The organism is Vibrio rhodolitus (genome assembly GCF_003350325.1).
GTDB lineage: Bacteria > Pseudomonadota > Gammaproteobacteria > Enterobacterales > Vibrionaceae > Vibrio > Vibrio rhodolitus.
This window is the reverse complement of the sequence record NZ_QLYZ01000001.1, coordinates 69,110-94,995: the sequence shown is the minus strand read 5'-3', so window position 1 is coordinate 94,995 and position 25,886 is coordinate 69,110. Positions and strand designations below refer to the sequence as shown.

Here is a 25,886-nt window from a genome sequence, read left to right as displayed (position 1 = left end):
TTTTTGTATCAGTCTATCTGATGATTAGTCGCGAAGTGTCGCGCCAAATTTTTCAGATACGTGAGCAACGATAGCTTCAACCGCACCTGCGATATCTGCATCTTCAAGTGTGCGCTCTAGGGACTGTAGCGTCAGTGCGATAGCTAGGCTCTTCTTGCCTTCTTCTACGCCTTTACCTACGTACACGTCAAATAGACGCGCGTCTTTAAGGAACTCACCACCTTGCTCTAGACAAGCATTTACGATATCGCCAGATGCCACTGCTTCGTCTACTACTACCGCGATATCACGACGGTTTGCAGGGAACTTAGACAGTGCTACTGCTTCTGGGATTACGCGAGTGTTGATTGCATCCCATTCGATTTCGAATACGATTGTACGACCATTTAGACCGAACTTGCGCTCTAGCTCTGGGTGTACAGTACCAATCACACCGATCTCTTTGCCATCTAGCATGATAGCTGCAGATTGACCTGGATGTAGTGCTGGGTTAGCTTTTTTACTTTCAGGTGACAGTGCAACGAAAGAGTAGGCTTTAGCGTTTGCTGAAAGCTCAAGTACCGCTTCTAGATCCGCTTTAAGATCGAAGAAGTCAACCGTCGCTGTCGCCATATCCCAGTGCTCTTCACCGCGAGTACCTGCGATAACACCTGCTAGCATAGGCTCTTGACGCATGCCGTTTTCTGCTGCTTCACATGGGATGAAACGTAGACCGTATTCGAATAGACGAACACGTGGTTGCTGACGTTTTTGGTTGTGAACCACAGTGTTTAGCAAGCCTTGGATTAGACCTAGGCGCATTGCTGACATGTCTGCTGAAATTGGGTTTGGCAGTACAAGTGGTGCAACGTCTGGCACGATCAGTTTTTGTTGCTCAGGCTCTACAAAGCTGTAAGTAATCGCTTCGTGGAAACCACGGTCAACTAGCAGATCACGCACGCGTTTTAGAGGTTGGTCCGCTTCAACGTGGTTGTGCATAGTCAGTGCAGCAATTGGATGTTGATTTGGAATGTTATCGTAACCGTAGATACGACCTACTTCTTCAATCAAGTCTTGCTCAATTGCGATGTCGAAACGCCATGTTGGTGCAACAGCAACCCAACCTTCAGCGTTTGCTTCAACTGTCATACCTAGACGCTCTAGGATCTCAACCACGTCTGCATCAGCAATGTGGTGACCTAGTAGGTTGTCTAGTTTAGTGCGACGAAGTGCAACTTGGTTTGGCTTAGGTAGGTCAGCTTCTGACTCTACTGCCACAACTGGTGCTACTTCACCACCACAGATTTCGATTAGAAGCTGTGTTGCACGCTCAACTGCGCTGAATTGTAGTGCGTAATCCACACCACGCTCAAAACGCATAGATGAATCAGTGTGCAGACCGTAGCTACGAGCACGACCACGGATGTGGTCTGGTGCAAAAAATGCACACTCAAGCAGTACGTCTTTAGTTTCAGTCGTTACGCCTGAATCTTCACCACCAAAGATACCAGCAATTGCTAGTGCTTTGTTGTGGTCAGCAACCACTAGAGTATCAGCATTTAGCTCAGCTTCGCTGCCATCTAGCAGTGTTAGCTTCTCGCCTTGCTCAGCTAGACGAACAACGATACCACCTTCGATCTTCGCTAGATCGAATGCATGCATTGGTTGACCTTGCTCTAGCATTACGTAGTTAGTTACGTCTACTACTGGGTCAATTGAACGCATACCACAACGACGCAGTTTTTCTTGTATCCATAGTGGCGTTTCAGCTTGCACGTTTACGTTTTTGATCACACGACCAAGGTAACGTGGACACGCGTCTGTTGCTTTGATTTCAATTGAAACCGTATCAGCAATAGTTTCTGCCACTGCTTCTACTGATGGTTCAGTTACGTCAGCACGGTTTAGAACGCCTACTTCGCGCGCTAGACCGCGAATGCTGAAACAGTCAGCACGGTTAGCCGTTAGGTCAACGTCTACAGTTACGTCGTCTAGAGCTAGGAATTCGCGGAAGTCTGTACCAACCACTGCGTCTTCTGCTAGTTCCATGATGCCGTTTGACTCAACATCGATACCTAGTTCAGAGAATGAACAAAGCATACCGTGAGAAGGCTGACCACGTAGTTTCGCTTTCTTGATTTTGAAATCACCCGGTAGAACAGCACCAACTGTTGCTACTGCGACTTTTAGACCTTGGCGACAGTTTGCAGCGCCACACACGATGTCTAGAAGTTCTTCTTCGCCAACGTCAACTTTCGTTACACGCAGTTTGTCAGCATCTGGGTGTTGACCACACTCAACAACGTGACCAACTTTCACGCCATTGAAAGTACCGGCTACAGGAAGAACGTCATCAACCTCTAGACCAGCCATAGTAATTTGGTGCGTTAGTTCGTCAGTGGTAATCGCAGGATTCACCCACTCACGAAGCCATGATTCGCTGAATTTCATTGTGATTGATCCTCTGGATTACTTGAACTGTTTTAGGAAACGAAGATCGTTTTCGAAGAACGAACGTAGGTCGTTTACACCGTAACGAAGCATAGTTAGACGCTCGATACCCATACCGAATGCAAAACCAGAGTATTTCTCAGGATCGATGCCTACGCTACGTAGTACGTTCGGGTGAACCATACCGCAGCCTAGTACTTCTAGCCATTTACCGTTTTTACCTTTCACGTCCACTTCTGCTGAAGGCTCAGTGAATGGGAAGTATGAAGGACGGAAACGAACTTCTACTTCTTCTTCGAAGAAGTTACATAGGAAGTCATGCAGCACACCTTTAAGCTGTGCAAAGTTCACGTTCTCATCAACTAGAAGACCTTCCACTTGGTGGAACATTGGCGTGTGCGTTTGGTCGTAATCGTTACGGTAAACACGGCCCGGTGCGATGAAACGGAATGGTGGTTTACCATTTTCCATCGTACGGATCTGAACACCAGATGTGTGAGTACGCAGCATCAAGTCAGGGTTAAAGAAGAAAGTATCGTGATCAGTACGTGCTGGGTGATCCGCAGCAATGTTCAGTGCGTCGAAGTTGTGGAATGCATCTTCGATCTCTGGACCAGCTTCAGTGCTAAAGCCAAGCTCGCCAAAGAACTTCTCGATACGCTCAACAGTACGAGTTACTGGGTGTAGACCACCGTTCTCAATGCGACGACCTGGTAGAGTCACGTCGATTGTTTCAGCTGCTAGTTTCGCTTCTAGTTCAGCACTTTGTAGTGCATCTTTACGAGCTGCGATTGCTTGCTGTACTACGCCTTTTGCTTTGTTGATCTCTTGACCAGCTTCGCGGCGTTCTTCAGGTGGCAGTTTACCTAGGCTTTGAAGTTGAGTCGTTAGCTCACCTTTTTTACCTAGATACTGAACACGCACTTCATCAAGTGCGACTAGCGATTGTGCAGCTTCAATTGCTGCGCTCGCATTAGCAATGATCTCTTCTAGATGTTGCATCGTTTCCTCATCTACCTACGCCCTCTTTTGAGCAAAGCTCAAACCGAGTGACATAAGTGGTAGTATCCATAAGCGTCCCAATAGGGATCTTGGGTCTTTAAATAGCTGTACATAGTAACGAATGCCAAGTCTAAATCCAATCTGAAATCACTATTCTCACTGTCTTTGCGTAAAAATTCGGCTCTAATATTGATTGTTGGAACTTTCATACCCACATCTTAAGATGAATGTCTGTTTAAAGGGAGCTTGTATGCCATTACATATCGCGCCTATCGTTGCGGCGCAAAACAGTGAAATCTGCAATATTATCAAGGATGTGGGCAAAGAGTTTGGAGCTATTGGCGAAGGCTTTGGTCCTTCAGACGCTGAAGTCGAAGCAATGAGCTTGCATTACACCCACGAGAACAAAAGTCTATATTTAGTTGCCACGCTGGATGGAAAAGTAGTTGGCGGCTGTGGTTTAGCGCCGTTCAACGGCTCTGATGAAGTATGTGAGCTAAAAAAACTGTTTCTTTTACCGCAAAGCCGCGGGCTCGGATTAGGCAAAAAGCTCACTTTAGAATGTTTGGCGTTCGCCCAGCAACAAGGTTTTAGTCAATGCTATTTAGACACACTAAGTTCAATGCAATCGGCAATTGCACTGTATGAAAAAGTCGGCTTTAAACACCTAAGCGCACCAATTGAAAGTACGATTCATGGCGGGTGTGATGTGTGGATGCTAAAACAGCTATAATATCGTTAGCTGGTGCTACCGAGATTGCCACCAGCCAACTTTAACCCGCTTAACTTACTCAACGCTGAGCCAGGCCGACACTCGGTTGCGCCCTTCCGCTTTGGACATATAAACCGCATTGTCAGCCACTTTGATTAAGTCGTGATAACTTTGCATATAGTCAAGACGTTCAGCGACCCCCACACTGATACTGCCACGCCAAAACGCTTTACCTAGATCCAGTTGCAGCTCAGATATAGACTCTTGGGCTTGTCGCGCGACATACACCCCGCCTTCTTGGTCGGTATTCGGGCAGATAACAAAAAACTCGTCGCCACCCAAGCGGCACACCACGTCGTCGTTACGGAAATGGTGCTTAAGCAAAGTCGCAATCTCTTGCAAAACGAGATCGCCAGCATCATGCCCTGCACTATCGTTGACATCTTTAAAGTGATCAACATCAATCATGATGGCGACCAGCGGCTCATTTTTCACCATCGCCACTTCCCATAACTGTTTGAGTTGGCGCATGGCACAGCGGCGGTTAGGCAATTGCGTGAGAGAATCGGTTAGCGAGAGCTCTTCTAATTGCTCGTTTGCTTTGACTAGCTGCTTAGTTCGTTCTTGAACCATATCTTCAAGGTTTTGGTTTAACTCTAGTAGTGCTTTGTTGCGCTCAGAAACTTGCTCAAACAAGCCAGTTAACGCCGCTAGAAGTGGTTCTGTGCTGCTATCCGAGCCGCGCTCTTCCTCTTCAAACGCCACGCGAGGGTCTATCCCCTTGTCAATCTTGGCTAATTGGCGCGACATATTCTTATCGATACCCAAAATATGATACGCCAGCCAATGAATCAGGAAATTAAGTAATAATTCAGAAGCACGTTTATTTTCCGCCGAGACAAAAGCCTGCATGCTAATAATCTCTGTCATAAACGCACGGTGAACCTTGATATGCTTTTCCAAATGCTGAGGATAGATACCTTTTTTGCGCATCAAAGCTTCTTCTTCGCGAAAATGAAATTCCGAATATTGGGAGAGCTCAAATAATATGGTACGGATATCTTGCAATGAAATATTGTTTTCTGCGACTAGAGCACCATAACGATTAATGATATCAACAAGTACTTGGTGCTGCTCATCCACTTCATCAATGCCAGTTTCATAACAACTGTCCCATTGGAATGAATTCATTAGCAAACCTCTAATTTGCGGCTACTTTTTAGCCAAATAATTTATAATAATCGTTAACATTCTATCTAAATCGCTTAATAACTCATGCTTAATATGTAAAAAAAGGGAGCTTGATCTGCTCCCTGATTTTATTTTTTGGTTAAAAATAAGTTCTATTCCATCAAACGACTAAAAATAGTACTCCAATGATATTTCAACAAAATCATCATCACGAGCAAAATAGAGCAGATCGTTCGGTGTTTGGTTTTCAAACAACCAAGCATCTAGGCGCCATTTAAGATGATTACTTAATCGACTTGAGGCTTCTAGTTTGGCGCTCAATACATCGCTATGGTCAAGATCTTGCGTTACGCCAACTAGCACTTCCGTGCCTGCTTCATCATTCAGCACAAAGCGGCTACCGAGGAATAAATCATTTTGCCCGACCGATTGCGCGTTAGCGCCGCGACTGTCATATAAATACTCCATAATTAAGCCGATATCCCATATCGAATCAAAAACTCCCACTGCGGTGTATTCGTATCCCCCCACTAACCCGGTATGGTGATCTAGACTGTCTCGGTATATGCCCTCAAACTTCCATAACCAATCACCGACAATACCTTGCAAGTCCACGCCAACTTGTTTGGCTTGAGCGTAATATGGCGCAATCGCCAGTTGGTTAGTCTCGCCTACTACACGGAAATATGGGTCTCGGTTAGTCCCTTGAAAGTAGCTAATACCGACATCCCAATCATCCAGCATAACGCTGTAACGAAGCGCATAATCAATATGCTGCTGATCTTTGGAGGACTCATATATCGCATCGGCAGAAACCGGTAATGTCGGTCGAAGACGACCATCTTCACCAGCAAAGGTGCGTTCCCTAAAATAGGGTAACAATAAGGTATCCAAGGTGCCCCAGTCCTTAACGGCAGTAAAGTGAAGCATCGGCTGCCCCAGTTTTTGCTCACCATCAACCGACTCAATCGCATCCGTTTGATTGACGATATCCACCAAATGAGCGGATTCGGTTACGCCCCAGAACACTTTCCCCACTCCGGCGCGCAACTCATAATCATCCCAGTAGGTGAGAAATAATGCTTCACGAATGTCACCATGACTACGCTCTTTATCTAAACTGTCCCAACGATAAAAAGGTGTAAGGGTAAAACTCGCCTCCCCATCCATTAAAGACCAATATAGCTCGGGTTTAACCACAATCGAACTCTGTTGGCGTTGCTGTCCTTGCGCACCTTTTTCGACAAACTGTCGATGCTCAAGGTTCACTTGTCCACCCAACTCAAGCGCGAAAGCACTTGAGCTTAGCGCGCTGCTCAAGGCACTCCCCAGCAACGCGGTCACGACGATAGAAGGTAAGGAGATACTGCTGACTCTCATCACACCCTACCTTATGCGTTTTAACACATTTTTTTGGAAGTCTTTTTCCGACAGACCAGTTTGAAACTGCATATCACTGGTATTTAACTCTGTGCTTTTGCCAGACAAATGATTCACCATCACCATTTTATGCGCGCGCCAAAACTTGCTGAGATACTGCTGATAGTCACTAAATGTCAGTGTTTTTAATAGAGCTCCGCGACGGTCGTAAAACTCAACTTTTAATGGTCGGTAGTGCTCGGTATCCAACCAAGCAATTTGTTTGGTATAACCTGAGTGCTTGTCGGTTGGGATCTGTTGCAGCACAAACGTCTCACTGTCATTAAGCTGTTCTTGCTTGAGGTAGGTAAAACGGTATTTTTCCAATTCAAACGAGCTTAGGTCTTCGTAAGAAAATTCACTGCCCATGAAAGGACCAGATTTATTGCGCGAGGAAATCCGCTTCACACGTTTAAGCGCCGGCAAGTAAAGCCATTGATCATCCGCTTCGGTAATATGAGAGTGATTAAGAAAAGCGGTGCCTTTTACATCGCGAGGCTGGTCAAAAATCGTCAACCCTTTATCGCCATCACCATCGACTTCGAGACTTTTTAAACGCATCAGTCGTGTGCTGCTTGCCCCTTGAGAATCGGTTAAGATCATCTCCATCGTAGAGAGTGAGTCCACCCAGCCTTGGTCACGCAACTTTCGTTCCTGCGCAATTTCAAGCCCACGCTGCTCATCAGCTAATGCAACGCTACTCGTACCAATTAGCGTCAGTGCAAGTACGGCTGCAGTTTTCCATTGTGATAATTTTTGATTCATCGTTGTAATTCCTTGTCTAAATAATGCTTTCTTAGCGAATTAGTGACTTTGATTGGCAAGCTCCGCTGACTGCACGTCCTGCTCTGGCACTTCTGCTGGGTAATGAGCTTTATCAAATTTCATCAGCAAGGCGGGCAAGAACACGAAGTCGACCACCAAGGCGATGAAAATAACAATCGCGCTAAGTAACCCCATATCGGCGTTTAATCTAAAGCTCGACATCGCCAACACCATAAATCCAGCGACCAGCACCACGGTGGTGATCCATAACGCGCGCCCCACTGTCTGGAATGCATAGCGCACTGCCTGTTCAGCGTCTTGCCCCATTTTTCTTGCTCGCTGATATTTCGATAAGAAGTGCACGGCATCGTCGACCACAATCCCAAGTGTTAGCGTGACAACTACCGACAAGCCAAGATTGATCTCACCAGAAATCAGCGCCCACAAACCAAATCCAATCACCGCTGGCGCGACATTGGGCATTAAACTAATCAAGCCTAAGCGCATTGATTTAAGTGCAAAAATCATCAATGCGGAAATCAATACCAAAGTAATTGGTAATGTCGTCAACATGCTTGCCATGTTCGTTTCACCGATATGGGCAAACATCAGATTGGGGCTTGAGGCGACAACCTCATACTCAGGAGCATTGGCTGCAAACCACTGGTAGATGCGCTGCTCGATATCAACCAGTTCGACGCTGCCTAGGTTTTGCGTTGTGGCAACTAACTTAACTGATGACTTATCGATGTTAATTTGGTTATTCAGATCGAGCCCAAATGGCAGTGACATTTCATACAGCAACAAATACTGCGCGGCTAATTCGCGATCTTGTGGTAAACGGTAATAACTAGACTGGTCACCGTGCATGTTTTTATTTAAGCGCTTGTAGGTATCCGATAAGGTCGCGACATGGTCGACCTCTGGCTGCGCCCTTAACCAGTCACTAAAGTCCCCCAAAGTTGAGATAAAGTCCGGCGAAGCGATACCTTGTGATTGTCCTGTTTTTATCGCGATACTGAGGTTGGTCATACCGCTGATATTCTCTTCCATAAAATCGACTGCTTGGCGAAACTCACTCGTTTGATCAAAGTAACGCACCGACTCATCATTGACCTTATTAAGCGGAATAGCGGCAGCAGCAAGACAGATAACAACCACTGAGGTAGGAAGTAGCGCTTTACGGTACTGAACAACAAAGCTGGCTAGCCAATCGATCACTCCATTGTTTGCCGGGTCACGATTTTGTGTCACGGCAACCTTGATTGGTAACACCTGTAATAAGGATGGCAATAGCGTTAGCGACAACAAACAGGCCAGCATTACCCCAAGAGCGGCAAAGTTACCAAAATCCCTTAACGCTGGAGAATCAGACATATTCATCATAAGAAAGCCGATGGCAGTGGTTACCGAAGTGATCAGAATCGGCATCGCGTTAACCAAAATACTATGATTGATGGCCTCTGCTTTACTTTGTCCCAGCAGCATTCTTTGTCGCATAGTCGCGATAACATGAACACAATCGGCAACCGCCAATGTCATCACCAACGTCGGGATATTGACCGTTGCCGTTGTAATAAACATGCCAACCCAACCCGTTAGCCCCATGGTTGCGGCAACCGAGCCAACAATAACAATCAAGGTCGCTAATACGCTTAGAGGAGAGCGCAGCATTATCATAAGGAAAATGAGGATCACTAAGAACATGGCTGGAACAAGTGTTGAGCTATCTTGTTGAGCAGCCGCCATAAATGCGCCATTGAGGGCAATGATGCCAGCTTTGTGAAATTCAACTTCCGGGTAGGCTTGACGGTATTGGTCAATCAACTGATCAACATAGCTGTTAACTTCTACCGATTCAGCCGTTTTGTCGATTTCAGGCATTTGGATTGTCACATTGATGACCGAAACATGCCCATCCGAAGAAATCATTGAATCAACCAAAGACGGTTCACTTAAAGCGATCTTCTTTACGTAAGCAATACGCTCAGACGTAAGCGGATAGTCCTGATAGAGAAGATCTTCTACTAATAAATCATCTTCAATCGCTTCGGTATGCTGGTAGTTCGCTAGAGAATCTACTCGGCTTGAATAGGGAATTTGCCAAGCGTCTTCTGTCAGTTGCTGAAGTAAGGCAAGATAACGCTCGGAAAAGATATTCTGATCTTGCGGAGCAATCACAATGGAAACATTGTCAGATTTTGAAAATGTAGCCTGAATTTCGTCAAAGGCTTGCAACTGCTTATTTTCACCATCAAAGAAAACTTCATAGTCGCCTTTGAAATATAGATTTTTACCACCTGCGGCTGCAACAATAACAAACAAGATTGACAGTATTAATGTTTGCCATGTCAATCGAGTCGGCAGCGAAGTCCAGCTTTTTACTTGGGACGGATTGGATTTCATCACACTCTCCATTTGTGACGTTTCGTCAAAATAGTTCAAAGAAAAACCAGAATTACTCTGGTTAACAATAAACTGACTGATGAGGTCACCCTGATGTTGTGACCCTATCAAAAATGACGATTCGTCAGGTTCGTGCAATTAAAAAGCCCTAATGGGCTTTATCATCAACGACCAACGGAGTCGAGATAAGCAATCTCTTGCTCAAACAGCTCTTGCTCCACCCGCTGCCACGTTTTCCGGTAATCCCACTCACTCGAGAGAGGTTGCCAGTTTAAACCATCAAGCAGCATGTTGGCATTATTGAGAACGGTAAATGGGTCTTGCAAGCGACTGATGCAGTGGCTCTGCGACGCATTTTGCGCTAAGGCATTCGAGCCAAAAGCAATCGACCAGTTAGCGAAAACAATAGAGTCAGAACCAATACCTGCTGAGAATTTCAGATCGCCCGCAGCAACGGCTTCTTGCACCAGTCCGTCGGCATACGCGACAACCTGCTCTTCCAACTCATTCATTTGCTTCACCCTTTCAGATGACGCTTTTTCTAGAACCCAAGGGCTCTTAGCCATGATCGCACAAGTGGATAACACAGGCTCCATACGTGCATATATACGATAGCTAACGTGCATCGCAATCACTTGCTCTCTGCTACTACCATCAAATTCTGCCGCTCGGGCAAACAGTAACGCTTCTGATTTAAGTGAATGAATACACAGTGCAATAATCACATCTTCTTTGCTACAAAAATGATTGTAGATCGTCCCTTTCGAATAAGGGCTTAAGGCAGTTAACTTATCCATGGTTAAGTTACTGAAGCCTTGTTCCTGAACGAGAGATTTCGCTAGCAAAATCAGTTCTACTTCGCGATCTGCAATAGCTTGCTGTTTTTTCGTAAGACCGAATGTACAGCCACCAGCTTGCTCTTTTTTGTTACAGATAAAACCAAACATGATTATCTACGCCCGTATATGTTGTTCTCCCTGACCAAATGATTATATCACGAATCAAATTCTCTACCGAACTCATTTTATGACGCATCGTCATTTTTGACGCATCGTCAGAATAGTGTATATAAAACCCAACTGCAAATGTTTTTATAAATATTTTTAATCGTTTCAAACACGAAACATTGATGTGCGTTATTTGCTAGGATAAAGATAAGAGCGGATTAAAGCAGTGTTAACTATGAAAGGAATCATTTATTTATTGACCATTTTATTTAGCCTGGGTGTGATGGCTAAACCCTGGCAGACTGAAAAAATAGTCTCAGGTCTCAATGTGCCCTGGGGCATGGCAGTGATTGATAACCAGCGTATTTTAGTCACAGAACGTCATGGTCGGCTAGGGATTCTCAATCTTGCCTCTTCGAACTACCAAAACATTTTCGAATTTCCAAATGTTAGTCCCATTGGTCAAGGCGGCTTGCTCGATGTTGCCCGCTCCCCTTTTGCAGATCAGCACTACTATTTCACCTATAGCCGTGATACAGGTGAAAGCATCGAGACCGTCCTCGCAATTGGCAAGTTAGTCAACGAGCAAATCGTCGAGCTGAAAGATCTTTTCGTGACTCAATCCGGTGCATCATCTGGTCGACATTTTGGTAGCCGAATAGCATTTGATGACCAATATGTTTACTTTTCGGTTGGTGATAGAGGTGAGCGCGCAAACGGTCAAGATCTCAATACACACGCAGGATCGATTCTACGCTTATTGCCCGATGGTTCGATTCCCGCAGGCAATCCGTTTCACGCACCAAAAGAGAGTGCGAATGCAATTTGGAGCTATGGTCATCGTAATCCTCAAGGGCTGTATTACGACAATGGAAGCCAACAATTATGGTCGGTAGAACATGGTCCCCGCGGCGGTGATGAAGTTAATATTATTGAGAAAGGCAGTAATTATGGCTGGCCAATTACCTCACACGGTAAAGAGTATTGGGGGCCAATCAAAGTTGGTGAAGCTGAAGAGATGGAAGGCATTCAGTCGCCTAAATACGTTTATGTGCCTTCAATCGCCCCCAGCAGTCTGGTTGTTTATCGCGGCAAAAACTATCCTGAATTAAATAATGCGCTGTTGATGGGTTCACTCAAATTCACCCATATTAATGTCGTACATTGGCAGCAAGGGCAACCTTATAAGGAGCAACGAATAGCGGGAGAACTAGGCGAGCGAGTGCGAAGTTTACTCGTCACACCCGATGATAAAATTCTGTTCTCAACAGACAGCGGCAATATCTATTATTTGCTTCCGCGCACAGAGTGAATAGGGGTAAGCTGAGCACTAAATACATTCGCCCAAGCGGTGCGATTTCGACCGGCCGCTTTGCATTCATACAACGCTTTATCCGCTGTGGCAAAAAGCTCACTGGTAAGCAATTCGGCATTGACCTCAGATTTTTGCTTGCATTCCAACTGCGTCATTGCACCACCAATCGAGACTGTCACCTTGTTATGATCGCTATTTCCGCTGTGTATTAAGCTCAAACTCTCAACCGCGCGTCGCAATAACTCTCCTACCCGTTCCACTTCTTCTTGATTGTGGCGCCAACAGAGCACGACAAACTCTTCGCCACCATAACGATACGCCAAGTCGACATTGGTTAATGATGCCTCTAACTGAGCGGCAACTTGCACTAGTGCTTTGTCTCCCTGCATATGACCGTAGATATCGTTATAAGCTTTGAAATTATCAATATCACAAATCATCAGAGCTACGACTTTACCATCGCTCAAGTGACGCTGAATATAGGGAGAAGCGGTGCGGGTATACTTATAACGGGAACCTAGTCCCGTAAGGGAATCGGCATCAGACTTAGCCCGTAGTGAGTCTAACTGCTGGGCTATTTTGAGCAAGAGACCTTGATAAGCTTGCGCAAGCTGACCGATTTCATCATTGCGCTCTAAGGCAGGAATGACCTCTAAACTACGATAATTTACCGGGTTGGTCATGCTTTTAGCGAGATTCTTAAGCGGGTTAACTATCCAATGTGCGACCCAATAAACCACACCCATTGTCAGTAACAGCGCCAACAGTGCTTCAAGAGCAATATCACGCATCAGTGTTGCTTTAAAGTCAGCCAACTCATGTGCATTAAACACCGCCCATACTCCGCCACCATTTAGATTACGAAGCGGCAAGAAAATATGCATAACAAAGCGTTGTTCATCCAAAACGTAGTGCTTGTCAAAGTGAGTCGGTCGTTGCCATGTCATAGAAAACTGCGATTGCATTGTAACACTTCGCTCAAGCAGGCTGTGTTGCGCCTGTGCTTTTTCAAGTAAGTAGCTTAGTTTGCGTACTTTAATCGTGTTATTTGCCTCTACTTGAGCCAGCTGATTCTGTAATCTGGTTAAATTTAACTGTGATTGAATTAATTCATCTTGTGACACATCACCACGCCAAACCGCTTGAGCACTGGGTAAATAACGAATCTGCAACTCTGTTTTCGAGTAATCTGAGATGCCACTCACTTCGACAAAAAGCGCATTATCAATTTCAGAGATGGTTGCCACATTGGCAGGTAGAGTCATGGTCGCATAGTTAATACCAGAAACAGCAGAAGAGAACATCGGAATATGCGACTGCAGAGATTGCTTGGCTATCGCGGCAGAAAACTTAACTTGGCGATGCCACTCACTGTCGTATCGCGCAATACTCATCCCCGAGATAATAATCAAAGAGAGCAGTAAATGAGAAATGAGCAAGGTTTGACTAACCGTTAACCTCTTGAACAATCGAATCATAATTTCCTGCCCAACTCCAACTATTTACCATGACCAGAAGTCATCGAACACACCCCGTGCGAACAGTGCTCGCGATAACTGGTATGGCACCGATGGCAACTTTCTGGCTTTAACTCAGGATGGCGATGGCTGATATCTTGACCCGCCGTATCATAGCTACCATAAATGGCTTGTCCGGCTATATGCTCAATAACAAAGATGATTTCCGCATCTTGAGCAAACGCTACCATTGTCGCGCCATCACTAAATGGTCCGCCTCCAAGGTACTGTTCTCGCTTATTTGGATGAACTCTTATACTGACCGATGAGCCTTCTCCATTGTTGAGCCAGTTAAAAGAACGAAATACCTCTTGCGTAAAAAGTGATGCGTCCTGAGGCAACTCACTGGCGGCTGGATAGATCATTACTTGTTTTACTTCCTGCCAAGATTCCCATCCAGGTGGGTAAGTGGCGATTGACTCAGCCGAGGAACAGGAAACAAACAACAAACAGAAGATCGAAGTAACGAGAGCACTAAGATTAGACTTTCTCACTTATGCCACCTCCAAACTCACCATAATGAGCATGGTTGCATATTGACTACAAACAGTAAAACCCTGATTCAATAAATGTTATTTCAATCTTATTTGGAATGACAACAGTTTATCTTACTTTACCGTCTAATATTCTGATCATGCGTCGTGAATCAAATTCTTCTGCCGCCATTACAAGCATTGCAGACAAGAGTGAGCTTAGAAAGGAGGTTACATTGGGGAAAGGAAGGAGTCAGATAGCGAATTTGGTTGTATGAATAGCAAAAAGCCCCGACATTTCTGTCAGGGCTCTTGTATGTTTGAAGTGACTCAGCTGGATTCAGTCACGAGGTTCTCGTGTTAGCTGATCATTCCAAGAAATTTGGAGCGACACACGAGGTTCGAACTCGTGACCTCAACCTTGGCAAGGTTGCGCTCTACCAACTGAGCTAGTGTCGCATTTTTCTGTTACTGTCGTAACGAGTTAGATGGTGCCCCGGGCCGGACTTGAACCGGCACAGCGCGAACGCCGAGGGATTTTAAATCCCTTGTGTCTACCAATTCCACCACCAGGGCACACAAATCTAAATTTGCGATGCCTTTACTGAAAAAGTAAAACACCATCCACAGAACCAGCTTTGGTCGACTCATTCTGTTTATAATTTGGAGCGACACACGAGGTTCGAACTCGTGACCTCAACCTTGGCAAGGTTGCGCTCTACCAACTGAGCTAGTGTCGCAAGATGGAGGCGCCTCCCGGAGTCGAACCGAGGTCCACGGATTTGCAATCCGCTGCATAGCCACTCTGCCAAGGCGCCATCTCTATCACCCTTCAAAACTTCGTTGAGTTCCTCTTGGGTACGGGATGCATTCTACGGATTCGCTCTAATGAGTCAACACTATTTTTTGTTTTTTAAATCGTTTGGCTAAAATACATTCAAAACCAACCAATTTGATTACTTTTCTTGCAATTCAACTGGTTATTCTCGGGTCATTTGACGCCTATTGCCATTAAACATCACTCTCTCTTCATGATGTATAGCGCGAAACTATAAAAAAACGGGCTTACGCCCGTCTTTCAATCAGTGATGCTCTTCGTTGAGCAAGTCATCTTTAGCAGCCATCAAATACTGTGCCATCGACCAGTAAGTCAACACCGTCGCAATGTACAACGCGGCATAGCCTAACCAAATCATCCAGTCGTCATAACGCCAAATCAATACCCACAGGGCAAACATTTGAGACACTGTTTTAACTTTACCCACCCAAGAAACGGCCACGCTGGCACGTTTACCAATTTCCGCCATCCACTCGCGTAGGGCAGAAATAATAATTTCACGTCCAATCATGGTCACGGCAGGAATCGTGACCCAAATACTGTGGTAGTGCTCAGTGATAAGAATTAACGCGGTAGCAACCAGCACCTTATCCGCAACAGGGTCAATGAAAGCACCAAAGCGAGACGTTTGCCCCAGCTTTCTCGCTAGCATGCCGTCTAACCAATCGGTAAAACCGGCAACCCAAAAAATCATAGCTGCCGCAAATGGCGCCCAACTGTAAGGTAAGTAAAACGCTACAACAAAAACTGGAATAAGAAAAAGTCGTAGTAAAGAAAGAATGTTAGGGATGTTGAAACGCATATTTATTGGCTCTTATGTTTGCGTATTGCGCTGTTTGCTGCCTAAAAACAGGTCCTTATGGTGCTGGATTTTTGTTATTGTTTCAATGCTTGATAAATGTTTTCTGCTAAAGAATGGCTAATGCCTGGCACTTTGGCTATTTCTTCAACACTTGCTCGTTTTAGCTCCTGTAGCCCACCCATGTATTTTAAAAGGGCTTGTCGTCGTTTAGGACCCACACCTTCTATTCCCTCCAAGGCACTCGTGCGACGAGTTTTACCTCGCTTAGCACGATGTCCGGCGATGGCATGATTATGGCTCTCATCGCGAATATGCTGCATTAAGTGCAGCGCGGGCGCATCACTTGGAAGATGAAACTCGTCCCCTTCGGTAGTGATCAATGTTTCTAAGCCCGGCTTACGCGTGACACCTTTAGCAATACCGATCAGGCGCGGGCGCTTTGGCCAATCTCCCCAGTATTGGCTGATGATCTCATGGGCACGATTAAGCTGTCCTTTACCACCATCAATAAAAACAATATCGGGGATCTTTTCTACATCCAGTTGTTTCGAGTAACGACGCTCAAGGGCTTGCCCCATCGCTGCATAGTCGTCACCACCTGTAATACCGGTGATATTGTAACGACGATACTCCTGCTTGACTGGACCTTCTTGGTTGAACACCACACAAGAAGCAATTGTACTCTCCCCCATCGTGTGGGAAATATCGAAGCACTCCATGCGTTGAATCGCTTCCAAGCCAAGTAAATCTCTTAGCTCTTTGAAGCGCTGAGAGATAGTCATCTTGTGGTTAATCTTGGTGGTAATCGCGGTGAGCGCATTGGTATTGGAGAGCTTCAAATAGCGCGCTCGCGTACCTGTTGGATTAACGTGGAACTGCACCTTACGCCCAGCAATAGATGATAAAGCTTCTTGAATCGATGCTGTGTCGTCGAGTAAGCCATCGTTAAGAATAATGCGAGTTGGCACTGTTCTCGCTTCATTATGACTGAGGTAGTACTGACTCAAGAAACTGTAGAAGACTTCTTGCTTGGTAGTGTTGTTTGGTATCTTAGGAAAATGACTGCGGCTACCAAGCACTTTACCTTGACGTATCATCAAGATATGGATGCAAGCGATGCCATTTTCCTGTGCAAACCCAAGTACATCGAGGTCATCCATCGAGTCTTCAGAGACAAACTGCTGCTCTTGCACTCGGCGTATTGCTTGGATTTGATCACGAAACTTCGCCGCGTCTTCAAATTTCAGCTGACGACTGGCTTGTTCCATTTTAGCGATGAGCGTTTCCAGTACCTGTTTATCTTTACCACGCAAGAACAGGCGTACATAGTCCACCAGCTCTTGATACTCTTCATCGGAGATGATCGTGCTAACACAAGGACCAGCGCAACGACCAATTTGATACATCAAGCATGGACGCGTTCGATTGGCATAGACCGTGTCTTCGCATTGGCGTACCGGGAAAATCTTTTGGATAAGATGTAAGGTTTCACGCACCGCACCAGAGTCGGGATACGGACCGAAGTACTCACCTTTGCGTTTTTTGGCACCACGATGCATCGAAACACGCGGATGCTTATGCGCACTGATAAAAATATAAGGATAGGATTTGTCATCGCGCAGCAACACATTGTATTTCGGCAAATACTGCTTAATGTAATTGTGCTCGAGGATCAACGCTTCCGTCTCAGTATGAGTCACTGTGACGTCAATTTTGGCTATATGACTAACCAAGGCGCGCGTTTTTTCGCTATCGACCTGCTTACGGAAGTAGCTGGAAAGGCGTTTCTTTAGATCTTTTGCTTTACCGACATAAATAACCACCGCCTCGGCGTTATACATACGATAAACGCCGGGTTGGTTAGTTACAGTCTTTAAGAAAGAGACCGAGTCGAAGGAAGAGCTCACTACAATGTCTCGGTATCTAGCATCCCATGTCGGATAGCAAGGTGAGTTAGCTCTACATCACCACTGATGCCAAGTTTGGCAAAAAGTCGGTAGCGGTAGCTATTCACTGTTTTAGGACTTAGGCTGAGCTGCTCAGAAATGTCAGTCACCTTCTGTCCTTTGGTAATCATCATCATGATTTGCAATTCACGTTCAGACAGATCGGCAAAAGGGTTTTCCGAAGCCGGTGAAAATTGACTTAACGCCATCTGCTGAGCAATCTCAGGTGAAATATAGCGCTGACCGCTATTTACCACACGAATTGCATTAACCATCTCATCAGGACCTGCACCTTTGGTTAAGTAACCGGCAGCCCCTGCTTGCATCACTTTAGTTGGAAACGGATTTTCCGTATGAACAGTTAAAACGATGATTTTTACATCTGGGTTAAAACGCAGGATTTTCTTGGTCGCTTCTAAGCCACCAATACCCGGCATATTCATATCCATCAATACAACGTCAGCATGGTTGCTTCGGCACCATTTCACTGCGTCTTCACCGCTTACAGCTTCCCCTGCTACGTTCATGCCACGGACGTCTTCAATAATACGTCGTATCCCTGTGCGAACCAGCTCGTGATCATCTACAAGGAAAACACTAATCAAACTTGTATCTCCACACTATTTTATTTGGCTCTGCACCCACCGAGGACAGTGGATAACAACTTGGTTGCTTAGTTTAACCCAAAATTTGGGATTTCATCACATCGAATATGTGCGCAAACGCAAAGTTTAGCAAGTACTAATTTTCAGATATCTATACTCGCTTACAAATATGTTTCATATCATTGGGTTAATGAGCGAAGATGACAAAATAAGCTAATTCACCTTACACCGTGTTTTATTTTGTTACATTGATTGAAAATGAAACCAATTTCATTTATTTTTCACTGATTGATAATTTCACGGTTATCAATACACAACGCTAACTAGTTAATGTTAGCTCTGAATAATGATTAAGGACATATTATGAAAAAGCTTCTAGCAGTGGCGGCTCTAGCTGCAACTCTTCCTCTGTCAAACGTTGCTATGGCTGACCAAGACATCGGTTGTGGTCTAGGTACAATGATTTTCGATGGTAAATCAGGCAAAGTATTTAAAGTACTAGGCGCGACTACCAACGGTACTTCTGGTAACCAAACTTTCGGTATCACTTTTGGTACTCTAGGCTGTGACGGCAACGGCACTATCTCATCTTCTGAGAAACTAGCTCTATTTATCGATGGCAACATGGATAACCTAGCTCGCGACATCGCTAAAGGTGAAGGCGAAACTCTAGCAACTCTATCTGAAGTATGGGGCGTTCAAGAAGCTGACAAAGCAGCTTTCAACACGCTAGCTCAAGAGAACTTTGCAGAAGTATTCAAATCTGAAAACGTAACTTCTCAAGAAGTATTTGCTAACCTAAACAACCTAGTAGCTGAAGATGCAGCACTAGCTGGTTACGCAATCTAATTCAGCTCTACTCGAGTTCAAAGTGCCCTTTATGGGCACTTTTTTGTAACTGTCTAGATAGTTAAGTGTTTTGTCACTTAAGCGCAAAATACTCAACTATCTAAATACAAGACATCTCTACGGATCTGAATGAAACATTCTCTGATTTCTAAAGTGCTGCTCGCTGGATGCGGGCTAAGTGCGACCTCGTCCACTTTTGCAGCCACCTCTTTTGATATTGAAACCCTCGCGCAAGATCCATACTGGCTCAAGCTAGGACACTACATTCCAACATCTTTTTCCGGCTATAAAGGCACGGTAGACAGTGAAGAGTTCTACCTTTCTCCTCAAGGTGCCCGCTCGCCTGAAAAAGAGCTGCAAGCCACAATTGATGCACTCTATCATTCAGACCCGTCTGTCGCTTTACAAAAGCAGTGTGAATATCCTGCACGCTACACTTGGCTAGAAGCCAAGCAAGGGAAACAAGCGGAGCTTAACTGCCCTGAGCTTGAGACATGGCGTGAAGTGCTTGACCCGCAGGGAATGACTTTGGTTTTCCCAACAGCATTTATGAACAACCCTTCGTCGATGTTTGGTCATACCTTACTTCGCATCGACGCCAAAGATCAAACCCGCCACAAGGAGTTGGTAGCCTTTGCAATCAACTTTGCTGCCGAGCCTCAAACGCAAGATAACGCCGCTCTGTACGCCATCAAAGGGTTAGTCGGAAGCTATCCAGGTCGTTTCACCGTGATGCCTTACTATCGCAAAGTGCGAGAATATAATGACATCGAATCGCGTGATATTTGGGAATACAAACTCAAACTCAACGAGCAAGAAGTTGAGCGTATTCTATTGCACCTTTGGGAGATGCAACGCGCAGAGTTTGATTACTATTTTCTTGATGAAAACTGCTCATACCAACTGCTCGCTTTGCTCGAGCTTGCGCGGGACGACTTACAGCTCATCAACCAGTTTCCGCTGCATGCTATTCCGTCTGACACGGTAGAAGCGTTGAACAATGCCGATTTGCTTGAGAGACCCGCGTATCGAGAGTCATTTGGTACGCGCCTTTTACATCAAGCCAACGAAATCGATCCTGAGCTGTTTGACGCTGCGGTTCGCGCCAAGCAAGGTGAATTCCCAACCGATGAGCAATACAGCGAAGAAGAACGAGCGGCAATCCTTGAATTTGCGTATGAGTGGCTTAATTTCGAGTTGTATGATCTCGGATTAGAGCGAGATCCAACCGCCAAACGACTGACCGAACTGCTTTATCAGCGTAGCCGTATTAAGGTCGACTCACCGTTTAGTGAAGTCCCTACCCCGCAGATATCACCAGAAAAAGGGCACGCCTCTGCGAGGGCTGGTCTTGGCTATCAGTACAGTGATACTTATGGCTCGATGATGACCTTTGAAGGTCGGATTGCCTATCACGATTTGCTCGACTCACAACAAGGTTTTATTCCTGGCGCCAAAATCAGCTTTTTAGATACACAGCTTAGCGTCGATGAGCAAGGTACCTCGCGTCTAGATCGCTTCTACTTCATTGATGCCATGGCACTGGCACCAAGCAATCGGGTTTTTGATAGCTTGGCGTGGAATGCCCGTATTGGTTACGACCGCATGCCAAATGAAGGTAAACTACAAAGTCGTTGGTTTGGACAAGGTGGCTATGGTAAAGCTTGGGGTGATGCAGAGTCACTGCATTTTTACGGCTTACTCTCAGCAGAAGTCAGCGGGGGTGAACTAACCGACTATGATGCAACCATTGGTGGAGGTGTTGAAGCAGGTCTGATTTATCAAATTGCTCAACATCATCGCGTCGGTATCCAAGGACAGTATTTAGCCCTTGTTGACAGTGACGCCGAGCAAAACGCCAAAGCAACCGCTAGTTGGCACTGGCAAATCGATCGCAACTTTGCTCTGCGCAGTGAAGTAAGCTATTTGCATTGGGGTGAAGAAGAAGTGTCTGGCAAACTAAACGCTTACTTATACTTCTAGGCTGTACTTACGAGTCATACCCTCCAAGCCAATTTATCAGCCATCGCACTCTGCATCTTGGCACAACCAGTATATACTAGGGCGAGCAGTCGCCCTTTTTTACACCCGTTTAAAACTCGTACGAGCAACACTGCCAGATCTTCCACTCCATATCAGCACAGGATTTTTCTTTGACGATTCAGCAAGGGTTTTTACTTACCCGACAATCTCGCGACGTATTTGGTAAAACGCAGATCGAATTGTGGGTCACTGGAGACAATGGTCCAACTCAATTGCTGATCGATGGAGAAAAACCCGTCTTTTTTATTGAGCAACAACATCAGCACCAGACGCAACAAGTCGCAGCTCAACAGGGTATTCCGTGTGAGATAAAAAACCTGCCACTGAAGCACTTTGATCAATCGCCTCTATCGGCGTGTTATTGCACCAGCATCAAAGAAGCTCAGCGTCTATCCTCTCTGTTAGAACAACATGACATCACGCGTTATGAAGATGACATTCGCCTTGCCGACCGATACTTAATGGAACGTTTCATTCAAGGTGGGATTGAATACACGGGTAACTTTAAGGCAAAGACAAACTACCTCTCGGCGACACAAGTAAAGTGCCGTAAATCCGATTACACGCCACAGTTAAAAATTGTGTCACTTGATATCGAGTGTTCTGAAAAAGGGATTCTTTACTCTATTGGTCTTGATAGCCCAATGGATAGCCGAGTGATCATGATTGGCTCTCCCGAGCCAAGTGAAACGACCATTGAATGGGTCAGCGATGAAAAAGCGCTACTCGAAGCCTTAATCGCGTGGTTTAACCAATTCGATCCTGATGTGGTGATTGGCTGGAACGTGATCGATTTTGATTTCCGCCTACTGCATAAACGGGCAGAATGGCACAAGTTAAAACTGCTGATAGGTCGCGCGAATCAAGCCAGTTTCTTTCGCACCTCCAACACCACCCAGCAAGCCTTTATCTCTATCCCTGGGCGAGTGGTGATGGATGGGATCGATACACTCAAGACCGCCACCTATCATTTCCGCAGTTGGTCACTAGAATCAGTATCTCGTGAATTGCTTGGCGAAGGTAAACAGATAAATAACGTTCATGACCGTATGGCTGAAATAAACCATATGTTCCGTAATGATAAAACTGCCCTCGCCCGCTACAACTTGCAAGATTGCGTGCTGGTAAATCGCATATTTGCACACACACACTTGATCGAGTTTGCTATCGAGCGCGCTAAGCTAACCGGGGTTGAGCTCGACCGCGTTGGCGGCTCAGTGGCGGCGTTTACGAACCTCTATCTACCTCAATTGCACCGCGCTGGGTATGTTGCGCCAAATCTTCATCCAGAAAACTGGCTAGCCAGCCCTGGCGGCTATGTGATGGATTCGATTCCTAACTTGTACGACTCGGTGCTGGTACTGGATTTTAAAAGCCTCTACCCCTCAATCATTCGCTCTTTTCTGATTGACCCAATGGGGCTGATTGAAGGGCTAAAACTTGAGATTGGCATTGGCGAAAACCAAGCCGTCGCGGGTTTTCGTGGTGGACAATTCCATCGCACACAACACTTTTTACCGCAAATGATTGAAACGCTTTGGGCTGCGCGCGATATTGCCAAACGCAACAACGAAAAAGCCTTCTCACAAGCGATAAAGATCATCATGAACTCGTTTTATGGCGTGCTAGGCTCATCAGGGTGTCGTTTTTTTGATACGCGACTTGCCTCAAGCATCACGATGCGCGGGCACGAAATCATGAAACAGACCAAAGCCTTGATTGAAGAGCGCGGTTTCCAAGTTATCTATGGTGACACTGACTCAACCTTCGTTTCCCTAAATGGACAGCTCTCGCAAGCTGAAGCGGATAAAGTTGGGCATGAGCTGGTCGGCTACATTAATCAATGGTGGCAAACCCATCTTCGTCAAGAGTACGCGCTTGAGTCGATGTTAGAGCTTGAGTATGAAACCCACTATAAAAAGTTCCTGATGCCAACCATTCGCGGTCAAGAAACCGGGTCGAAAAAGCGCTACGCCGGGTTAATTGGCGAAGGCGAGAGTGAGCGGATCATTTTCAAAGGATTAGAAAGCGCGCGTACCGATTGGACACCACTGGCACAGTCGTTTCAGCAGCAGCTCTACACATTGGTTTTTCACGGTGAAGATCCGGCGAGTTATGTTCGCCAATTTGTCGAAGATACGTTAGCAGGGCGATACGACGAACGCCTCGTTTACCAAAAAAGACTGCGACGCAAGCTAAGCGAATACCAGAAAAATGTGCCGCCACAAGTGAGAGCGGCGCGCTTAGCCGATGAGATCAATCAAAGTTTGGGTCGCCCGTTGCAATATCAAAACCGCGGACACATTGAATACTTGATCACGCTAAATGGTCCAGAACCCAAAGAATACCTGAAGAGCGGCATCGACTATCAACACTACATTGATAAGCAGCTCAAACCCGTTGCTGAAGCCATTTTGCCGTTTATAGGTTTGGATTTCAAAACCTTGAGTGAGCCTCAATTAGGTCTGTTCTAGCTCTATACTCATAGTGGATTTATTGTGTGTGGCAACATAGCGCTTTAATTGAGACATAGGGATAGATTTACTGTAATACCAGCCCTGAATCGATAGATGATTGCGCAGCGGAATGCATTCTAGCTGCGCTTCTGTCTCAACGCCCTCCACAACCACCGCCAAATCGAGATCTTGCGCCACACTAATCAAGCCATTAAAGACTTTTTGCCCTTTGACGCTTTCAAGCGTGTGAATAAAACTACGATCAATTTTTATCGCGTCCACCTCAAAACGAGTCAAATAACTTAACGAAGAAAAGCCCGAACCAAAGTCATCGATGTAAATTTTCGCACCAACTTTATGTAGCTCATGCAGCGAAGATGCGACTACTTCGTAATCTTTTAACAACGACTCTTCAGTGATTTCAATATGGACATACTCACCAACTCGACTGACATAAGCAGCAATTTGGCTCATCAATTCTCGGTCGAGAATAGTTTCAGGCGTTAAGTTAACACTAGTGGGGATTGCCCAGCCCTCCGCTATGGCAATCTTCAAATCATGCACCACTTGGATCACCGCCCAGCGGTCAATGTCTTTCATCAACCCCGCTTGTTCAAACGCCGGTAAAAAGCTGCCTGGATAGTGCAAGTTGCCCTGCTTATCCATCGAGCGTATCAGTGCCTCACAGCCAATCACTTGCCCTGACACTCGGCAAACTTGCGGCTGATACTCCATACAAAACTCTTTTTCACTAAAGGCATGCAGTGTCAGTTCGAGATCATCTTGCTGTTTTTGCGCATTAACCAACTGCCCAACCTTATCGTCACTCAAGGTATGTGCTTCCTCCGCTCGGCGCGAATACGTGGTATCCAAAGAGGAAAACAGAATCGTTTTATCTCCAGTGCTGCGATTAAGAAAAAGCACAAATGGCGTATAAACCAAACAAGAAAGACCAATATTGAACAGCTGCAATAGCGCAGCATTCATATCCCCTTGTGTCACGATCCAAGCATTAACAAAGACCGGACTGCTAAACGGCATGCCCGTAACTGGGACCGAAACCCAACCGTTTCCGACGACAAAATACGCAACCACGGTATTGGCTACAGGCGCGAGCAAAAACGGTAGAAATAAACGCGGGTTGAAGATAATCGGCAAGCCAAACAGCAATACTTCGTTGATGTTGAGCATCCCTAAAGGCAGGCTCGCGAGCGCAATCAAACGATAGGCACGGTTATTACTAAACAGTAGTAACGCGACTACCAGCCCTAGAGTAGCGCCAGCACCACCAACAAAGGTGAAAACCGCCATAAAGGAGTGATTGAGGAAATGGTCTGTGGTGCCAATGCTTGCCATTTCCAGTTGAGCAATGTCGACAGCGTTTTGCAACACATCCACCAGCGGCAAGAGCGCATAGTAGCCGTGGATACCTAAGAACCAGAATAACGAGTTTACCATGGCGAAAATAGCGCCGAACTCGATTGGCGAGCTGCGATAATCAATCTCAAATAAGGTTAAGATCTGGCTCGACTCAATCATAAGGATGATTGTCGCATTAACCGACAACACCACTAGACCGACCAAGATACAAGGTAATATTAAGTTAAGCGATTCTTTAACGATGCGACCAAGATGATTGTTGGTGACAAACTTAACCCAAGACAAACTGTAGATTTGAGCAATCAGTGGAACTGCATACAAAGGAGTGATAATCGAGATCAGCAGTTCAAACACCACTGTGCTGCCAGTGACACTAAAAAGCTGATTAAAAAGAGAAAGATAAACGATTAAAACCAGCGCAATCGGGGGGCGTGGCAAGCGCCATCGCATCGCCAAAATATACGAAAGTGCTGCAGTCAGTAGAATGGGAAACAGATCATTAACGAAGTAATAGAGCTCAAAAACCGTTTGAACCCAAGGCTCATTTTTACCAAATAGAAACTCGCCAAGTGAAGCAACAAAGAGCGTAAGTGAGATGATCATTAAGCATGGAAGAATCCACAGCAAGCTCTCACGAATCGCTTGCAGTTGATCTGCCATCAACTTAGAAAATTTAGCAAGGTACTGACCGAATATAATCGACAAACTAGCAGCTCATCCATGAACGACACATAATTTGATTATAAATCAGCTAATTGTATCTGGTTGTGAGTCGAATCAATTTAAAGTG

The 25,886-nt window shown here is 45.6% G+C and carries 18 protein-coding genes and 4 tRNA genes; 5 read left to right on the top strand and 17 right to left on the bottom strand.

Annotated elements, in window-relative coordinates:
* Positions 1-24 precede the first annotated feature (24 nt).
* Complete coding sequence (pheT, locus tag DPF93_RS00435) at positions 25-2,430, bottom strand: phenylalanine--tRNA ligase subunit beta (RefSeq protein WP_114764246.1); 2,406 nt, start codon at positions 2,428-2,430, stop codon at positions 25-27.
* An 18-nt stretch (positions 2,431-2,448) separates the two neighbouring features.
* Entirely contained in the window at positions 2,449-3,432 is a 984-nt protein-coding gene (pheS, locus tag DPF93_RS00430; RefSeq protein WP_075649911.1) for a phenylalanine--tRNA ligase subunit alpha, read from the bottom strand.
* Positions 3,433-3,682: 250 nt separating this feature from the next.
* On the opposite strand from pheS, the gene DPF93_RS00425 reads away from it, so the two are divergent.
* Complete coding sequence (locus DPF93_RS00425; protein WP_114764245.1) at positions 3,683-4,165, top strand: GNAT family N-acetyltransferase; 483 nt, start codon at positions 3,683-3,685, stop codon at positions 4,163-4,165.
* A 54-nt stretch (positions 4,166-4,219) separates the two neighbouring features.
* On the opposite strand, the gene DPF93_RS00420 is transcribed toward DPF93_RS00425, so the two are convergent.
* From DPF93_RS00420 to DPF93_RS00400, 5 genes are all read right to left on the bottom strand, one after another.
* Positions 4,220-5,335 carry a GGDEF domain-containing protein gene (locus DPF93_RS00420; RefSeq protein WP_114764244.1) on the bottom strand — a complete coding sequence of 372 codons (1,116 nt, stop codon included), beginning with the start codon at positions 5,333-5,335 and terminating at the stop codon, positions 4,220-4,222.
* A 168-nt stretch (positions 5,336-5,503) separates the two neighbouring features.
* Complete coding sequence (locus tag DPF93_RS00415) at positions 5,504-6,715, bottom strand: hypothetical protein (RefSeq protein ID WP_114764243.1); 1,212 nt, start codon at positions 6,713-6,715, stop codon at positions 5,504-5,506.
* A gap of 6 nt (positions 6,716-6,721) precedes the next feature.
* Entirely contained in the window at positions 6,722-7,519 is a 798-nt protein-coding gene (locus tag DPF93_RS00410; protein ID WP_114764242.1) for an outer membrane lipoprotein-sorting protein, read from the bottom strand.
* A 39-nt stretch (positions 7,520-7,558) separates the two neighbouring features.
* A complete protein-coding gene (locus tag DPF93_RS00405; protein ID WP_114764241.1) occupies positions 7,559-9,925 on the bottom strand; it encodes an efflux RND transporter permease subunit in 2,367 nt (788 codons plus the stop codon).
* Between the two features lie 164 nt (positions 9,926-10,089).
* Complete coding sequence (locus DPF93_RS00400) at positions 10,090-10,872, bottom strand: TetR/AcrR family transcriptional regulator (protein WP_114764240.1); 783 nt, start codon at positions 10,870-10,872, stop codon at positions 10,090-10,092.
* Positions 10,873-11,107: 235 nt separating this feature from the next.
* Here DPF93_RS00400 and DPF93_RS00395 point away from each other — a divergent pair, with 235 nt between their 5' ends.
* Positions 11,108-12,184: a PQQ-dependent sugar dehydrogenase gene (locus tag DPF93_RS00395; protein WP_114764239.1), complete on the top strand. Its 1,077-nt coding sequence runs from the start codon at positions 11,108-11,110 to the stop codon at positions 12,182-12,184.
* On the opposite strand, the gene DPF93_RS00390 is transcribed toward DPF93_RS00395, so the two are convergent.
* The 9 genes from DPF93_RS00390 to uvrY all read right to left on the bottom strand — a co-directional run bounded on the left by DPF93_RS00390 (position 12,160) and on the right by uvrY (position 18,368).
* Positions 12,160-13,665, bottom strand: coding sequence for a sensor domain-containing diguanylate cyclase (locus tag DPF93_RS00390; protein WP_114764238.1), 1,506 nt, complete (start codon positions 13,663-13,665; stop codon positions 12,160-12,162). The two genes, DPF93_RS00395 and DPF93_RS00390, sit on opposite strands and share 25 nt — an antisense overlap.
* 20 nt (positions 13,666-13,685) lie before the next feature.
* Complete coding sequence (locus DPF93_RS00385) at positions 13,686-14,198, bottom strand: hypothetical protein (protein WP_244204647.1); 513 nt, start codon at positions 14,196-14,198, stop codon at positions 13,686-13,688.
* Positions 14,199-14,560: 362 nt separating this feature from the next.
* Positions 14,561-14,636, bottom strand: a tRNA-Gly gene (locus DPF93_RS00380).
* A gap of 30 nt (positions 14,637-14,666) precedes the next feature.
* Positions 14,667-14,753: transfer RNA gene (locus DPF93_RS00375), tRNA-Leu, on the bottom strand.
* A gap of 88 nt (positions 14,754-14,841) precedes the next feature.
* A tRNA-Gly gene (locus DPF93_RS00370) sits at positions 14,842-14,917 on the bottom strand.
* 4 nt (positions 14,918-14,921) lie between these two features.
* Positions 14,922-14,995 (bottom strand) — tRNA-Cys (locus DPF93_RS00365).
* A 264-nt stretch (positions 14,996-15,259) separates the two neighbouring features.
* A complete protein-coding gene (pgsA, locus tag DPF93_RS00360) occupies positions 15,260-15,817 on the bottom strand; it encodes a CDP-diacylglycerol--glycerol-3-phosphate 3-phosphatidyltransferase (RefSeq protein WP_114764237.1) in 558 nt (185 codons plus the stop codon).
* Positions 15,818-15,891: 74 nt separating this feature from the next.
* Positions 15,892-17,724, bottom strand: coding sequence for an excinuclease ABC subunit UvrC (gene uvrC / locus DPF93_RS00355; protein ID WP_114764236.1), 1,833 nt, complete (start codon positions 17,722-17,724; stop codon positions 15,892-15,894).
* The gene (gene uvrY, locus DPF93_RS00350; protein WP_114764235.1) at positions 17,724-18,368 is read right to left on the bottom strand and encodes a UvrY/SirA/GacA family response regulator transcription factor; all 645 of its coding nucleotides are present in this window, start codon (positions 18,366-18,368) and stop codon (positions 17,724-17,726) included. The genes uvrC and uvrY overlap by 1 nt, the downstream gene beginning before the upstream one ends.
* A 363-nt stretch (positions 18,369-18,731) precedes the next feature.
* On the opposite strand from uvrY, the gene DPF93_RS00345 reads away from it, so the two are divergent.
* The 3 genes from DPF93_RS00345 (at position 18,732) to DPF93_RS00335 (ending at position 23,734) form a co-directional block, all read left to right on the top strand.
* Complete coding sequence (locus DPF93_RS00345) at positions 18,732-19,217, top strand: DUF3015 domain-containing protein (RefSeq protein ID WP_114764234.1); 486 nt, start codon at positions 18,732-18,734, stop codon at positions 19,215-19,217.
* 129 nt (positions 19,218-19,346) lie between these two features.
* Complete coding sequence (locus DPF93_RS00340) at positions 19,347-21,200, top strand: Lnb N-terminal periplasmic domain-containing protein (protein ID WP_114764233.1); 1,854 nt, start codon at positions 19,347-19,349, stop codon at positions 21,198-21,200.
* Positions 21,201-21,370: 170 nt separating this feature from the next.
* Complete coding sequence (locus DPF93_RS00335; protein WP_114764232.1) at positions 21,371-23,734, top strand: DNA polymerase II; 2,364 nt, start codon at positions 21,371-21,373, stop codon at positions 23,732-23,734.
* Here the strand turns inward: DPF93_RS00335 and DPF93_RS00330 are convergent.
* Positions 23,720-25,801, bottom strand: coding sequence for an EAL domain-containing protein (locus tag DPF93_RS00330; protein WP_244204646.1), 2,082 nt, complete (start codon positions 25,799-25,801; stop codon positions 23,720-23,722). The two genes, DPF93_RS00335 and DPF93_RS00330, sit on opposite strands and share 15 nt — an antisense overlap.
* Between the last annotated feature and the right edge of the window lie 85 nt (positions 25,802-25,886).